This is a genomic window from Roseofilum acuticapitatum BLCC-M154 (assembly GCF_030068475.1).
In the GTDB taxonomy this organism is placed as follows: domain Bacteria; phylum Cyanobacteriota; class Cyanobacteriia; order Cyanobacteriales; family Desertifilaceae; genus Roseofilum; species Roseofilum acuticapitatum.
This window is the reverse complement of record NZ_JAQOSP010000101.1, coordinates 68,634-83,340: the sequence shown is the minus strand read 5'-3', so window position 1 is coordinate 83,340 and position 14,707 is coordinate 68,634. Positions and strand designations below refer to the sequence as shown.

Below are 14,707 nucleotides of genomic sequence, written 5' to 3'. Positions count from 1 at the left end.
TTTTGTATTGTTGATAAACTAAAAATGTTAGTATCGTAGCGCTCCACCATTGACGTGCAGAGTCTGACCGGTGATGAAACTTGCTGCATCTGAGGCCAAAAAGACGCACATATTGGCAATTTCTTCGGGTAATCCCAAGCGTCCTTGAGGGACAGTGGCGATCCGTTTTACCGTTTTTTCATCTGTGGAACTACCAAGGCTCGTGTTGATGAGTCCGGGAACAATGTGGTTGACTGTTATTTTTTGTGTGGCTAATTCCACTGCTAACGCTCTGGTCAAACCCAGCGCTCCCATTTTCGAGGCACAAACGTGAGACCATTCGGTTCTACCGATGAAGGCATTGAGTCCTGATACATTAATAATCCGACCCCACCCAGTAGAGAGCATACTGGGTACTACTGCCCGACAGCAGAAAAAGGGGCCGTCTAGGTTGACTCCGAGAACACTGCGCCACTCTTCTGTAGTCATGTCGGTTATGGGGCGCGATCGCCGCAGTCCGGTATTGTTGACCAGAATATCGATGCGACCGAATTCGTCCAATACCTGTTTTACCATAGCCTGGACTTGGTTTTCATCAGCAACATCGGCTAGGACGGAGATGGCCTTTACTCCTAAAGCTTCTACTTCTTTTGCTGTAGATTGGGCTTCTTCGGCACTGGTACGGGCGTTGATAACGACAGAAGCGCCCTGTTTCCCCAATTCCAAGGCGATCGCCCGCCCGATATTGCGGCTCGATCCAGTCACCAAGGCTACTTTACCGTCTAAATTGATTTGAGTCATATTTCAACCGTTAAAAGTGTATGGGCGCTAAATATCCTTGCCTCAAGTATTTTTTGATTTGGCGATCGGCTGCCTTAAAAGCAGGCATTCCCTTATACTCGCCACCGACCACATGAGCGTTAGTTTTAGCGCCGCCCAAGAATGATTCTAGAGTTTCTAGCTCTTCTTCTATCTCTGCAATTGTGGGGGAATAGACTAAATTAATCAATTCTAACTGTTTGGGATTGATGCACTTTTTACCAGTAAAACCGTAGATATGACTAGATAATTCGGCTTCTTTGCGAGAACTTTCAGGATCGTTAAATTTGGCCGAAACGCTGTCAAATAATGCCAGTCCGTGTATTTTTCCCGTGAGGGCAATTGTACCTAAAATTTGTTGGAATAAAGGACTTTCACAGGTTGATATTCGATCTACACCTAGGTCGGTTGACATATCGCCTACCCCAAAACCTAGTGCATCTCGGCCTTTTCTGAGAACTCTGGCGATGTCGTCTATGGCCTTGAGACCGGCGATCGTCTCAATGGTAACGATGTAGTTTTTGTCCTCTCCAATTGCCTCCATTAGTCGGGCAATTTGGTCACCCGATTCTCCTTTGGGCAGGGTGACGGAATCAAAGGGAAATTGAGCGATCGCTTTGATGTCTTTTTCTAACTCCTGGGGTTCCCCAACATTAATTCTGACGTTATACTCAACGATTCTGGGTTTGGGGGGGAGGTTGGCAATGCTATCTCTTGCCACTTGCTTTTGGTCTGCTGGAATGCTGTCTTCTAAGTCCCAGATAAAGCCATCGGCAGGGACTTCATTGTTACCAATTTTTTCTAAGTATCGAGGCTTATTCAGAGGAACAAACAGATGGGATCTTCTTTTGAACTCTGGTTTAAATTGACTGTCACTGCAATATCCGTTCAGGTACTCATAGACATTTGCTGATAAGCCGAACTTGTGTTCGTGCAATTTAAACTCAAGAGCAAATTTTTCGCTCATGCTTTTTTTAATCCATGAATTCTAAGGTAACATTTAAGGATAAAGTTATTCTTGACCGAATAAATTTTTCCCTCATAATAAATGTTAGGAGCTTTTTTACCTTCGGTCAACTCTTCCTTTACTGCCCCCTACTATTGGCTATAGCTAAACTGAATGGAGCCGACTGCTGTAGCATTCGTGGGGTAAGGTGGGCAGGACAAGAAGCAGATTTGACTGACCTCTGGCTCTGCCCAACCTACTGCCGTGACAACCCTAAAATGGTGGGTTACGGCGGATTAATAGATTGCTGTCATAGTCTAGGTTTTAGCCGCCTAACCCACCCTACACTAATGCACTATTTTAGCTGTGTCACGGCACTACGGTGATGTGCAATGATGGCGTTAACTAATCGTACCCGTTAGGGGAGAGCTGGCACTAGCATAGGCCTTAATGGGAATTCGCCCCGCAACAGTTGCCAGTCGTCCCGCTTCAGTTGCCAAGCGGAAAGCCTGAGCCATAGCAGCCGGATTTTGGGATTGGGCGATCGCCGTATTAATCAATAAAGCATCCGCTCCCATTTCCATCGCTGTTGCCGCTTCCGAAGGCGTACCAATCCCCGCATCCACCACCACGGGTATATTCGCATTCTCGATAATAATGCCAATATTGGCCGCATTCTTAATCCCTTGTCCGGAACCAATCGGAGACCCCAAAGGCATCACTGTCGCACAACCGGCTTCTTCCAAACGTTTCGCCAGCAAAGGATCGGCATTGATATAGGGTAAAACGGCGAATCCTTCTTTCACCAATTGCTCGGCTGCTTCTAAAGTGCCGATGGGATCGGGAAGCAAATACTTAGGGTCAGGAATCACTTCTAACTTGATAAAATTATTATCTTCCTGACCCAGTAATTTAGCCATTTCCCGCCCCAGTCGAGCCACCCGCACAGCATCTTCTGCGGTTTGACATCCGGCAGTATTAGGTAACATCCAAATCTTTTGCCAATCAATGGCTTCAGCTAATCCTTCATGGCCCGGTGCTTTCGTTTGCACCCGACGTACCGCTACAGTTACAATCTGGCAACCACTAGCCACAATGCTCTGTTGCATCTCTTCAAAGGAGCGATATTTACCCGTGCCCGTCATCAGGCGCGAGTGAAAGGTTTTACCCGCGATTTCTAAGGGGCGATCGCCTGGAAAATCAGCATCAGGTTGGTGTTGGGAAATACTCTGATCGAGGGTTTGCATAGTTGGGTATGACATTGGACAATTTTCTAGCTTAACGTTTCTGCCCCCATTATTGAGGGGTTTTCCTCATTACTTAACTAAAACTGAGCCTCCCTCTCCCACGGGAGAGGGCAAACCTTAAGCCTCTTTCAGGAAGTTCACCAACTCCTGCAATTTATCCCAGGCTGCACCACTGTTAATGATTTCCAAAGCTTTGTCAATTCCTTCACGATGCAGTCCCCAAGGAGTCACTTCACCCACTTGCAGGGCAAAGGAAGCATTGAGCGCTACCACTTCTTGCTGGGCGCGGGTTCCCTTTCCTTGGAGAACATTACGCAAGATGGTTGTATTTTCTTCGATTTCACCACCGCATAATTCGGAGATAGGGGCAGGGGAGAGTTCTAACTTCTGGGGCGATATTGTCCTGTAATCACTAAAAAAGCCTATGTCGTATCGATCCTGACTATGTGGGTTACGATAAACAGTACCGTCCTCAACTGTTGAAAAAATCACTTCATCTCCTAACCCGGCTTCATCTAATCCTTCTTTTCCATGTAGAACAACGGCTCGCTGCACTCCTCCCAGTTGCTGTATAGCTTTAGCAATAACGGGAACCAACTTCCTGTCATAAACCCCCATCACTTGTCCTGTGGGTTTAAGCGGATTCACCAACGGCCCCAATAAATTAAACACCGTCCGCATCTTCAAGGTTTTGCGAATCGGCACAACCGCCTTCATTGCCGGATGCCAACCCGGAGCAAACAGGAACGTAATTCCTACCTCACCCAAGGCGGCAGAAATGGCATCGGGGGAGGCTTTCAAGTTCACGCCCAACGCCTCCAAAACATCCGCAGAACCCACTTTACTCGACGCTGACCGATTTCCGTGTTTTGCCACTTTTACCCCGGCTGCTGCGGCAACAAACGCCACTGCCGTAGAGATATTAAAGGTGGATGCACCATCGCCCCCCGTACCACAGGTATCGATTACCGGTTCCGTGTGTAGGAGGGCTTCCGAGGGACTTGCAGCTTGAGCTTGCAGCACTTGCGCCATCCCTGCTAATTCGGTGGGGGCGACTCCCTTAGCTTGAATGGCGGTTAAAATGGCTCCAGACAGAACAGGAGGAATTTCTTCACTGAGCCATCCCTGCATCAATTTCACCGCTTGAAAGCGGGAGAGGGACTGTTTATCCATCAGTTGTTGCAGTAAATCGGGCCAACTGAGAGAATCGGATGGGGTTGTTTGGGCAGAATCTACCATGAATCCAGGATTGTCAGGAAATAGAGGACATTCAATTATTGTGGAGTTTTAAGGGCGGCTTCACGTTGAGTTTGGGGACAAAATCATCAATGGAATCAACCCGCCCTTTAATCTCTTGTCATTTTATCACTAGAGGGAAACTTGGAATGACTATGCGCCGGTCTTTACGTCCTTTACGTCTGTGGTACGAACGAGCGATCGCCCTCATTATCTTACTCAATGTGGGCTTGGTTTTGTTTGATGCCACCTATGTCAAATCTCGCAATCAGCATCTCTGGATTAATTGGAAGATTTTTGAGTGGCAAGATACCCCCCAAGAAGATTATGTCGCCTTGGTGGAGGGCTTGAATCAGGCTGTCAGTAATCAGGGTTTAGAGTCTTTAGGGGTACAGTCTTTACTCTCCCAAGTCCAAGCCGAAAGTCTTGATATTTTAGTCGAGAATCCCCCGTTTCGGTTATTAGGAAAGTATAGCCATTTGCATCAGATACAGCAAAGGATTATCGAGAGTACGGGGTTAACGGATTTAAATGCGGCGATCGCCCAATTTTGGAGTCGTGACTTTATTGCCCGTCGGGGTTGGGAAAGCCATTGGACAGAGTTTAATATTCATATTCGCCCCTTACTCCTGCTTTATGAACCGGTTCTTGATTATGACATTATTAAGGGGATTGAACCGGATCGAGGAGCGCAAGAGTATGTGCGAGAAGTGGCTCAATTAAAAGCTATTTTAGAATTTGCAGGCCCAGATTCTGGGTTGGTTGAGCCGCAGTTAGAAGTCTTAAGAAATTTAACTTATCAGATGATCGATGAACAATATGCGATTAATTCGATTAACAAATCAGGAAAAGTTAATCAAATTAAATCGATTATGAAAAATCACATCTATAGTGAGGATAATCAAACCAACCGCGAAATGATTCGATCTCGGCTCAATTGGTTCCGCGATCCTAGGATTGTCCAGTTTATTGCGCCAGAGTTGCTCTGGGCAGATTTATCTTCTAAGGGAGCCTTTGATGAATTTTTATCTCTGGAGAATTTCCAGGAAAATACTTGGCGTGATTCCTTTGACTTTATGAAAGATAAACTCTTTTTTCCTGTGGAGTCCATGTATTATCGTCATTTGGATGGAACTGGGTCATTTGCCAATCGTTTTATCCTCATGGATTTCCCATTTTTATTCATTTACTGGATCGATTTTATTGTTAAGGTTTTGTGCCGATTTTATCGTGAGAAAGATATTGGTTTAGGCATAGCGATCGGCTCTCGTTCCTATGATTTACTCTTGCTGCAACCTTGGGTTCCCGGCTTGCGCGTAATTCCCCTAGTGATTCGTTTTAATGAATCTGATTTGATTGACTTAGAGCCGGTACAAAAGTATTTAGGATTAAATTTTATTGCCAGTTTTGGTCAAGAACTTGCTCAGGTAGTAGTTAACCGAGGGATTGGACAACTACAAAGTAAAATTAGTAATGGATTAATTCAGAAAGCGTTTATAAAAAGCCCCCGCGATGCTAATCCTGAAGCGGAAGTTACTGTAGAGAATAGCCCACAAAAACAGCGTAGTTTTGGCAGCATTACGGGAAGAGTTTGGGAAGTAACAGCTTGTAATGTACTGCCAGAAATTTCCCCAGATTTAGAAGCATTTTTGCGCTATGAAGTAGATAAAACTCTGCAAAAATTGGGTTGGTATAAGGGCGTACAAAAAATACCGGGTGTGCGCCGAGTGCCGGATCAAATTGCGGAAAAATTAGTCCAACAAATTATTCAGGCGCTCACTCTTAATCCCCGCAAATCTTATCTGAAGGGGCAAACCCAAGCACCCGATATGCTCGAACAACAATTGAAGGAGCGTTTAGGGGAGAATTTTCGCCTAAAATTACAAGCAGAACTTCAGAAGAATTATACGTTTGAGGAGATGGATCTATTGCTGATTGAACTTTTGGAAGGAGCAAAGATTGGGGAGAAAAATAATTCTACTCCCCAACCCCAATTAAATCCTGCCGATCGTAATAGGTAATTGCTAATTAAGCTATATTGGCAGAAGGTCTAAGGAGAAGAGATTATGGTGATGATTGCTTATCTGGGGCCACGAGGGACTTATTCTGAAGCGGCCGCGATCGCCTGTAGTGGGCAGCTTAAATCCCAAGGATATGACAGTGAATTGCGTCCCTATCCCAGTATTGCCCAAACCTTACAGGCCGTGGCTAAAGGAGAGTCCCATTTGGCGATCGCTCCGGTAGAAAATTCCATTGAAGGGAGTGTTCCCATGACTCTGGATACTCTATGGCAATTACAGGGTTTAGAAATCCAACAGGCCTATGTCTTACCCATTTATCATGGTTTACTCTCTCAGATAGATGACTTATCTGCCATTAAAACCGTTTATTCCCATCCCCAAGCCTTAGCACAATGTCAAGAATGGTTAGAGCAACATTTACCGGGAGTGGAATTAATTCCCACCAACTCCACTACGGAGTCCATTCAATATCTTGAGCCAGTTCGACCGATCGCCGCGATCGCCTCCCAACGAGCCGCTAAACTCTATGAAGTGCCTATCTTAGCCTATCCCATCAACGATCGCCCGGATAACTGCACTCGGTTCTGGGCCATGAGTTCTACGGGTACTGATATCCACTTAAATTCCCCATCCCAGCCCAAAACCCACACCTCGATCGCCTTCAGCCTAGCGAATATTCCAGGGGTGCTGGTTAAACCCCTAGAAATCTTTGCCCGTCAAGGAATTAATTTAAGCCGCATTGAGTCCCGTCCCACCAAGCGATCGCTAGGCGAATATTTATTTTTTATTGATATTGAAGTTGATGCTAGAGAACCCAGCATCCAACACACTCTTCAACAACTCGAAGAGTACACAGAAGTATTAAAAATTTTCGGCAGCTATACCGTTACCGATATTTAGATACCACAGTTCTTTGACTCATGACTCATTCCTTAAACGTATCCTTCAGTACCGTCCGAGCCGCCAAATGATTACGAGTAGAAGTAAGAATTTCTGTTTCTCGCTCCAGTCGTTCGGCCGTGCTTTGCATTTCTAAGAGGGCTTGTTGTTCAGCCGCCACCCCATATAAATTACTGGCTACCCAGTAGGATAACTCAATGGGAAGACTGGGAATATTATCGGGTAATTCAATTTCCTGACCCGTTAATTTAGAGGACAGGTGAACCACATCCTTAAGCAGTTGTTCCACATTCATTCCCAAGGATCTCAGGTCTCGATCCGTCGGTTCATCTTCGATCCACTCCACTAACCCCACGCGATAGGGTTTTTCTCGTACATATTCTAAAACCCGAAACCGTTGTTGTCCCAAAGTCAGGATCTTCATACGGTCATCGGGTAAGCGTTGATAATTAATAATTTCCGCACAGCAACCCACGGAAGCAGCTTCATTTTTGAGCGGGTCCCACATTAATACCCCAAAGCGACTATCGGTTTGAAGGACGGTATTCATCATCATCCGATATCGAAACTCAAAGATATGTAAGGGTAGGGGCCTCCCTGGAAAGAGGACGACTTCCGGTAAGGGGAACAAAGGAAGTTCTCGTACTGCGATCGATGAAGAAGATGTCATGATAATTTTCCTGTTCTGGGGACTCTCAATAAAGACCTGAAAATAGCAGAAACATCTTTTTAGTCTATCGCATTGTTTGAGGCTGTAAAAACCCCACCGTTGAGATGGGGACTCAATTCTTAACCAGGGAATGGGCAACTTTTTGACGTTAAAGCTTCACTTCGATATCTACACCAGCAGGAAGATCGAGTTTCATCAAAGCATCAATGGTTTTAGAGGAGGGTTGATAAATATCAATGATGCGACGGTGGGTACGGGTTTCAAAATGCTCCCGCGAGTCTTTATCTACGTGGGGCGATCGCAGGATACAATAGATGCGGCGCTTGGTGGGTAAGGGAATGGGGCCAACTGCTGTAGCGTTGGTGCGGTTAGCGGTATCGACAATTTTTTCGCAAGAGGTATCCAGGAGACGGCGATCGAATGCTTTCAGACGAATACGAATTTTTTGTTGTTGTAGAGTTGCCATGATTATTTACACTTGTCAAGGTTCTGTGAAAGTTTTGAGAGAGAAACCCTTCCCCATGAGTTTAGGGTTCACTGAGGGAAGGGTTGAATGAAGATGAACGGAGGACTAAGACCCAGCTATTTCAGGATCTTAGCGACCACACCCGCACCGATAGTACGGCCCCCTTCACGGATCGCAAAACGCATTCCTTGTTCAATAGCGATCGCATTGATCAATTCCACGTTCATTTTAATCCGGTCGCCAGGCATTACCATCTCTGCATCACTGCCATCATCTGCGGTGAATGACGTAATTGTGCCCGTTACATCCGTTGTCCGCACATAGAACTGAGGACGATAGTTGGGGAAAAAGGGAGTATGGCGGCCACCTTCTTCTTTTTTCAGCACATAAACTTCAGCTTCAAACTGAGTATGGGGCGTGATTGAACCGGGTTTAGCCAAGACCATACCCCGCTCTACATCCGTTTTTTGTATCCCACGAAGTAGAAGACCCGCATTATCACCAGCCATCCCTTCATCCAGAGACTTCTTAAACATTTCTACACCGGTCACCGTGGTACTGCGGGTATTGCGAATTCCCACCAATTCCACCGTTTCGCCGACTTTAACCTTACCGCGCTCGATCCGCCCGGTGGCAACCGTTCCCCGACCCGTAATTGAGAAGACATCTTCCACCGCCATCAAGAATGGCTTATCCACATCCCGCTCTGGAGTCGGAATATAGTTATCTACTTCATCCATCAACTGATAAATGGCATCAATCCACTCATTTTCACCCTTTTGAGCATCGGGTGTAGCGGCCATCGTTTCCACAGCTTTTAGAGCAGAACCGGCCACAATGGGAATATTATCCCCATCGAAATCGTAATCACTCAGAAGCTCGCGCACTTCCAGTTCCACAAGCTCTAACAATTCCTCATCATCAACCATATCCTTCTTATTCAAGAAGACCACCAAGTTAGGAACACCTACCTGACGAGCCAAGAGGATATGTTCGCGGGTTTGAGGCATGGGGCCATCAGCCGCAGACACCACCAGAATTGCACCATCCATTTGGGCGGCTCCAGTGATCATGTTTTTCACATAGTCAGCATGTCCAGGACAGTCCACATGGGCATAGTGGCGACCATCCGTTTCATACTCCACGTGAGCCGTATTAATGGTAATTCCCCGCGCCTTTTCCTCTGGAGCGGCATCAATATCCTCGTAGTTCTTAGCTTGAGATTTTCCACCGGCTGCCAAAGTCATGGTAATCGCCGCCGTCAGGGTTGTTTTACCATGGTCAACATGACCAATCGTACCAATGTTAACGTGAGGTTTGTTCCGTTCAAATTTTGCGCGTGCCATAACTAATTAAATGTGCTTAATGTTGACTAGATAAAAGACGAAGTAAACGTTTTCTGACCCTAAGTCAGGATAGTAAAGGGATCGGGACTAGGGCATCAGAGTTGAGAACCAAAGAGTCCTAAACTCTGAATGACCCTAGTGGATTTTATGCCTCTCCCTTGCTCTTGGCAATGATGGCTTCTGCCACATTCCGAGGAACTTCGTCGTAATGACTAAATTCCATCGAAAAAATTCCCCGCCCTTGAGTTTTGGAACGGATATCGGTGGCATAACCAAACATTTCTGCCAGAGGAACTTTAGCCGAGACTTTACTAATCCCTTCTTCAGAACCCATCCCTTCAATCTGACCGCGACGGGAATTGAGGTCTCCCATCACATCTCCGAGGAAATCTTCAGGAACTTCCACTTCTACCTTCATCGTGGGTTCTAGAAGTACAGGAGATGCCTTCGTAACGGCTTCTTTAATGGCCATAGATCCAGCAATCTTAAAGGCCATTTCCGAAGAGTCTACTTCATGGAATGAACCATCGACTAAGGTCGCTTTGAGATCGATCACGGGATATCCCGCAAGGATGCCAGACTCACAAGCTTCTTTCATGCCCTGTTCGGCCGGCCCAATATATTCCTTGGGAACAGAGCCACCGACAATTTTAGACACGAACTCGAAGCCGCTACCTGGGTCTCCCGGTTCAACCTGAATAACTACGTGGCCGTATTGCCCTTTACCCCCACTTTGGCGGATAAATTTACCTTCAGCTTTGATGGCTTTACGGATGGTTTCCCGATAGGCAACCTGGGGCGCACCCACATTAGCTTCTACTTTGAACTCCCGCAGCATACGGTCTACGAGAATTTCTAAGTGGAGTTCTCCCATACCGGCAATTACGGTTTGGTTGGTTTCCGGGTCAACACTGACTCTGAAGGTGGGGTCTTCTTCAGACAAGGATTGGAGGGCTTTGGAGAGCTTCTCCATATCTTGCTTGGTTTTCGGCTCTACAGCAACGGAGATCACGGGTTCTGGAATATACAGAGATTCCAAGATAACGGGGGAACTCTCATCACAGAGGGTATCTCCAGTGGTGGTGTCTTTGAGACCTAAGATTGCTCCTAAGTCTCCCGATCGCAGTTCATCGACTTCAATCCGCTCATCGGCTTTCAGGATGATCAACCGAGAGGCTCGCTCTTTTTTGCCCTTCGTTGAGTTCAGAACATAGCTGCCTTTCTTCAGCACCCCTGAATACACCCGCGTGAAGGTCAAGCGACCATAGGGATCGGACATGATTTTGAAGGCTAGGGCTGAGAAGGGTTGCTCATCATCCGCTTTGCGTTCTATGGGAGTGCCATCGGGTAAGGTTCCTTGAATGGCCAGCACATCTATGGGCGCGGGCATGTAATCAATCACTGCATCGAGTAGCAGTTGGACTCCTTTGTTCTTGAAGGCAGAACCACATAGCAGGGGAACTATTGTCCCATTGACGGTTCCCTGACGCAGAGCATTATGAATTTCTTCTTCCGTTAACTCTTCTCCTTCCAAATATTTTTCGGTTAGAGCGTCATTGGTTTCAGCGACGGATTCAATCAGCTTGGTACGATACTCTTCTGCTTGTTCCAGAATATCTTCAGGAATTTCAGTTTCTTCAATATCTGTACCGATATCGTTTGTATATATCTTGGCACGCATCCGCACCAAGTCTACAATACCTCTAAAATTGCTCTCTGAGCCAATAGGAATTTGAATGGGGACAGCATTCGCCCGGAGACGATCTTTAATTTGTTCGTATACCTTAAAAAAGTTCGCTCCCGTGCGATCCATTTTGTTAACAAAAACAATCCGGGGCACTTTATAGCGATCGGCTTGCCGCCATACTGTTTCTGATTGAGGTTGAACTCCCCCAACCGAACAAAATACAGCAATTACACCATCTAATACCCGCATGGAACGCTCAACTTCAATGGTGAAGTCTACGTGACCTGGAGTATCGATAATGTTAATTTGATGGTCTTTCCAACTGGTACTGATGGCTGCTGCTGTGATGGTAATTCCGCGTTCGCGTTCTTGTTCCATCCAGTCAGTCACTGCCGTCCCATCATGCACTTCACCTATTTTGTGAACAATGCCTGAATAGAACAGGATTCTTTCAGTTGTTGTTGTCTTGCCCGCATCAATATGGGCAGCAATGCCGATATTGCGAATTCGCTCCAGCGGGATATTTCGTGCCACAGATACCTCCTTGGTCTTGAAAAGCAGTTTTTGATTGTTTATTTTTCTGCTCTATTAGAATTGTATACTTTTTTTAAGACAAATGTACGATGGTTCCTGAAGAAATCTAGTCTAAAAGCTTTTAGACTAGATTTGGGTCAGGGTTTCTCTTTTGAGCTAAAGATTTAGACGCTGAGTTTGTCTGATGGCTTAGTAACGGTAGTGAGCAAAGGCTTTGTTCGCTTCAGCCATGCGATGGGTTTCTTCCCGCTTGCGGATGGTGTTTCCCGTTTCGTTTGCTGCATCCATGAGTTCATTGGCCAGTTTCATGGCCATGGAGTTACCTGAACGTTGTCTGGAAAAACGAATCAACCAACGCAGGGCCAAGCTCACGCCTCGATCTGAACGAACTTCCATGGGCACTTGATAGGTTGCCCCACCCACCCGTCTGGCTTTTACCTCTACTAAAGGGGTGGCATTTTTAACGGCTTTTTCAAATAGGGTGAGAGCATCGGAACCGGTGCGCTCTTCGATAATCTTGAAAGCATCGTATAAAATATGAGAGGCTATAGATTTTTTACCACTCTTCATGATCCGCCGAATGGTCATGCTAACCAATCGACTGTTGTGTACCGAGTCTGGAGGGACAGAACGGTGATGAGAGACTCCTCGACGAGACATAGGTTTGAGAATTGAATAATGGGACAGTATATATCTACAACGATCGGCGTTAAAATAACTAGAACCAGGAAGCTATAACGGCTTACTCTAATCCCTTAAACTAAACCGTTTTAGGGTACTATTTGGGACGTTTTGCTCCATATTTGGAACGTCCTTGCCGCCGATCTTTCACACCTGCGGTATCTAATGTTCCGCGAATTATGTGATATCTTACACCAGGCAAATCTTTGACTCGCCCACCGCGAATCATGACTACGGAGTGTTCTTGAAGATTATGCCCAATCCCTGGGATATAAGCGGTGACTTCAAACCCAGAGGTTAAACGTACACGGGCAACTTTACGCAGGGCTGAATTGGGTTTCTTAGGAGTTGTAGTGTAAACACGGGTACAGACTCCACGGCGCTGGGGGCAGCTTTTTAGAGCTGGAGACTTGGTTTTCCGTTCTATTTTCTGACGTTCACTACGAATGAGTTGTTGGATCGTTGGCATAAGGTACGGAGGTTTCCTATAAACCGTCTCTGGTTCAACTTTGACGACAATTTTTAACTTTACCAACTCCAGATCACTTTTGTCAATACTTTGGCTGAACCCTTTGGGTTTCAGGGTTAGCTAATGCTAAAGGATTGACCACAGCCACAGGTTCGGGCGGCATTAGGATTATGGAAACGAAATCCTCCCCCCATCAAATCATCGGAATAATCGACTTTGAGGCGATCGAGATAGGTTAATTGATTGGGATCGATGATGATGGCGATCGCCTCATACGCATACTCCTGATCAGTCTCCTGTTTTTCCGAGTCAAACCGGATCTCATAGCTAAAATCTGCACATCCCCCTGTCTGCACCTCAAAACGTATCCAGGCAGTAGCTTGGGGATATCGGCTTTGTAACCGTTTTAATTCTGTGGCAGCAGCAGGGGTTAAATCAATCATCGGGGGACTCTTTAAGGGATCTCTAATTTAAACTTTACTCTCTTTGCCGTTACTGCGGGCATAGTCATCCTGGAAACGGACAATATCATCTTCACCCAAATATTCCCCATTTTGCACTTCGATCAGCACTAAGGGAATCACTCCGGGATTTTCCAGGCGATGGGAGTTACCTTGGGGAACATAGGTGGATTGGTATTGGTACACCATGATTTCTTTATCGCCACAGACGACTTTTGCCGTACCCGAAACCACGATCCAATGTTCGCTGCGGTGGTGGTGCATCTGTAAACTCAGGCGATGACCGGGTTTTACTTCGATGCGTTTAATTTTATAGCCTTGTCCTTCTTCCAATACCGTATAGGTTCCCCAAGGGCGTTCTCCCACTTCGCAGAGTCCACTGGAGGAGGGAGAAGACTTAGGAAGGGAGTCTTGATCTTTGTCTGAGTTAACGGTTGGGCGTTCTGTAGCTTGTACCATGATTGATTTTTCTCCGTAGAAGGTTAGAAATCTTGGGTTGCAGAATCGATAAGGGGAGAAGAGTTCCCCTTCGCTAACCATAACAATCTTCTCTGTTGAGTGTCATCTGTTAGGTGGTAATTTGGCATGAGTGCCCACCCACTGGCGAAATTCCCGAATTAATGCAGTTTCCTTCGTGGTTTTTCTCAATTCCAGAAACCCCATAATTTCCGTCGCTTGCAGGAAAGGAAAAGCCAGGGAGCATTGGCTCTGTTGATATTCTTTTCCTTGTAGCTGATAGAATTTTAGGCGATCGCCATCATAGAGCCAGACCTCCGGCACTCCAAAATCGGCATATAAATCGAATTTATTAATAGAGTGGCTAGTCACATCAATCTCGATGATCAAATCTGGAGGCGGATCTTGACTGAGGTCTATTTGCTTTTTGTTCCAGACGAGAGACTCGTTCTGAATGTAGTAGCACTCATCTGGCTCAAAGCCGCGAGCTAAGTCCTCGCGCTTGCAAGTGAGGGAACCCAGGCTGCGAATTTCTATATTCAACTCCTCAGTCAGAGTTTCTACAAAACGTCCTATCAGCGTTTTATCGCCTTCATGCGGAGCTAAAGGAGTCATAATTTCCAGCAATCCTCGGTCGTAGGTCAGGCGCATTCCTGCTTGTTCGCTTAAATCCTCAAGCAGAGATTCGTAAGTCGGCCAGCTAATATTCTTTAGTAGGAGCGATCTGTTGCCCCAGCTTGGTGCTGCAACTGGCTCCTGTCTCAGTGTGGCTGTCATGGCGGTTTCTAC

General features: G+C 46.2%; 14 protein-coding genes and 1 pseudogene. 2 read left to right on the top strand and 13 right to left on the bottom strand.

From position 1 onward, the window contains the following. Positions 1–27 precede the first annotated feature (27 nt). The 4 genes and pseudogenes from PMG71_RS15425 to trpD all read right to left on the bottom strand — a co-directional run bounded on the left by PMG71_RS15425 (position 28) and on the right by trpD (position 4,230). On the bottom strand, positions 28–780 hold the full coding sequence (locus tag PMG71_RS15425; RefSeq protein WP_283754597.1) for an SDR family NAD(P)-dependent oxidoreductase: 753 nt from the start codon (positions 778–780) through the stop codon (positions 28–30). Between the two features lie 10 nt (positions 781–790). Further along, positions 791–1,765 (bottom strand): HpcH/HpaI aldolase/citrate lyase family protein, encoded by a 975-nt coding sequence (locus PMG71_RS15420; protein WP_283754596.1) that lies wholly within the window; start codon positions 1,763–1,765, stop codon positions 791–793. 380 nt (positions 1,766–2,145) lie between these two features. After that, positions 2,146–2,934 (bottom strand): annotated as a pseudogene (locus PMG71_RS15415) (thiazole synthase); the annotation flags it as partial. A gap of 174 nt (positions 2,935–3,108) precedes the next feature. After that, a complete protein-coding gene (gene trpD / locus PMG71_RS15410; protein WP_283754594.1) occupies positions 3,109–4,230 on the bottom strand; it encodes an anthranilate phosphoribosyltransferase in 1,122 nt (373 codons plus the stop codon). A 146-nt stretch (positions 4,231–4,376) separates the two neighbouring features. Here trpD and PMG71_RS15405 point away from each other — a divergent pair, with 146 nt between their 5' ends. Both PMG71_RS15405 and pheA read left to right on the top strand, forming a co-directional pair. Then, positions 4,377–6,248: a hypothetical protein gene (locus tag PMG71_RS15405; protein WP_283754593.1), complete on the top strand. Its 1,872-nt coding sequence runs from the start codon at positions 4,377–4,379 to the stop codon at positions 6,246–6,248. Positions 6,249–6,290: 42 nt separating this feature from the next. Continuing rightward, a complete protein-coding gene (gene pheA, locus PMG71_RS15400) occupies positions 6,291–7,148 on the top strand; it encodes a prephenate dehydratase (RefSeq protein ID WP_347179300.1) in 858 nt (285 codons plus the stop codon). Positions 7,149–7,173: 25 nt separating this feature from the next. Here pheA and PMG71_RS15395 read toward each other — a convergent pair whose 3' ends face one another. The 9 genes from PMG71_RS15395 to PMG71_RS15355 form a co-directional block, all read right to left on the bottom strand. Continuing rightward, positions 7,174–7,818, bottom strand: a complete 645-nt coding sequence (locus PMG71_RS15395) for an LON peptidase substrate-binding domain-containing protein (RefSeq protein ID WP_283754591.1) — start codon at positions 7,816–7,818, stop codon at positions 7,174–7,176. A 148-nt stretch (positions 7,819–7,966) separates the two neighbouring features. Then, positions 7,967–8,284 (bottom strand): 30S ribosomal protein S10, encoded by a 318-nt coding sequence (gene rpsJ / locus PMG71_RS15390; protein ID WP_271936222.1) that lies wholly within the window; start codon positions 8,282–8,284, stop codon positions 7,967–7,969. 116 nt (positions 8,285–8,400) lie between these two features. After that, positions 8,401–9,630, bottom strand: a complete 1,230-nt coding sequence (gene tuf / locus PMG71_RS15385; RefSeq protein ID WP_283754590.1) for an elongation factor Tu — start codon at positions 9,628–9,630, stop codon at positions 8,401–8,403. Positions 9,631–9,775: 145 nt separating this feature from the next. Continuing rightward, entirely contained in the window at positions 9,776–11,851 is a 2,076-nt protein-coding gene (fusA, locus tag PMG71_RS15380; protein WP_283754589.1) for an elongation factor G, read from the bottom strand. 189 nt (positions 11,852–12,040) lie between these two features. Beyond that, on the bottom strand, positions 12,041–12,511 hold the full coding sequence (rpsG, locus tag PMG71_RS15375; RefSeq protein ID WP_283754588.1) for a 30S ribosomal protein S7: 471 nt from the start codon (positions 12,509–12,511) through the stop codon (positions 12,041–12,043). 118 nt (positions 12,512–12,629) lie between these two features. After that, positions 12,630–13,001 (bottom strand): 30S ribosomal protein S12, encoded by a 372-nt coding sequence (gene rpsL / locus PMG71_RS15370; RefSeq protein ID WP_271936249.1) that lies wholly within the window; start codon positions 12,999–13,001, stop codon positions 12,630–12,632. Between the two features lie 116 nt (positions 13,002–13,117). Continuing rightward, on the bottom strand, positions 13,118–13,444 hold the full coding sequence (locus PMG71_RS15365) for a HesB/IscA family protein (RefSeq protein ID WP_283754587.1): 327 nt from the start codon (positions 13,442–13,444) through the stop codon (positions 13,118–13,120). 27 nt (positions 13,445–13,471) lie between these two features. Further along, entirely contained in the window at positions 13,472–13,921 is a 450-nt protein-coding gene (locus PMG71_RS15360; protein ID WP_283754586.1) for a cupin domain-containing protein, read from the bottom strand. Positions 13,922–14,023: 102 nt separating this feature from the next. Continuing rightward, positions 14,024–14,695 carry a Uma2 family endonuclease gene (locus PMG71_RS15355; RefSeq protein WP_283754585.1) on the bottom strand — a complete coding sequence of 224 codons (672 nt, stop codon included), beginning with the start codon at positions 14,693–14,695 and terminating at the stop codon, positions 14,024–14,026. Positions 14,696–14,707: the final 12 nt, after the last annotated feature.

Bases quoted from the DNA above. Each gene is read 5' to 3' on its own strand.
- rpsL (WP_271936249.1), bottom strand. From the start codon at position 13,001: ATGCCAACGATCCAACAACTCATTCGTAGTGAACGTCAGAAAATAGAA.
- rpsJ (WP_271936222.1), bottom strand. From the start codon at position 8,284: ATGGCAACTCTACAACAACAAAAAATTCGTATTCGTCTGAAAGCATTC.
- PMG71_RS15420 (WP_283754596.1), bottom strand. From the start codon at position 1,765: ATGAGCGAAAAATTTGCTCTTGAGTTTAAATTGCACGAACACAAGTTC.
- PMG71_RS15395 (WP_283754591.1), bottom strand. From the start codon at position 7,818: ATGACATCTTCTTCATCGATCGCAGTACGAGAACTTCCTTTGTTCCCC.
- PMG71_RS15360 (WP_283754586.1), bottom strand. From the start codon at position 13,921: ATGGTACAAGCTACAGAACGCCCAACCGTTAACTCAGACAAAGATCAA.
- trpD (WP_283754594.1), bottom strand. From the start codon at position 4,230: ATGGTAGATTCTGCCCAAACAACCCCATCCGATTCTCTCAGTTGGCCC.
- PMG71_RS15355 (WP_283754585.1), bottom strand. From the start codon at position 14,695: ATGACAGCCACACTGAGACAGGAGCCAGTTGCAGCACCAAGCTGGGGC.
- PMG71_RS15405 (WP_283754593.1), top strand. From the start codon at position 4,377: ATGACTATGCGCCGGTCTTTACGTCCTTTACGTCTGTGGTACGAACGA.
- tuf (WP_283754590.1), bottom strand. From the start codon at position 9,630: ATGGCACGCGCAAAATTTGAACGGAACAAACCTCACGTTAACATTGGT.
- PMG71_RS15365 (WP_283754587.1), bottom strand. From the start codon at position 13,444: ATGATTGATTTAACCCCTGCTGCTGCCACAGAATTAAAACGGTTACAA.
- PMG71_RS15425 (WP_283754597.1), bottom strand. From the start codon at position 780: ATGACTCAAATCAATTTAGACGGTAAAGTAGCCTTGGTGACTGGATCG.
- rpsG (WP_283754588.1), bottom strand. From the start codon at position 12,511: ATGTCTCGTCGAGGAGTCTCTCATCACCGTTCTGTCCCTCCAGACTCG.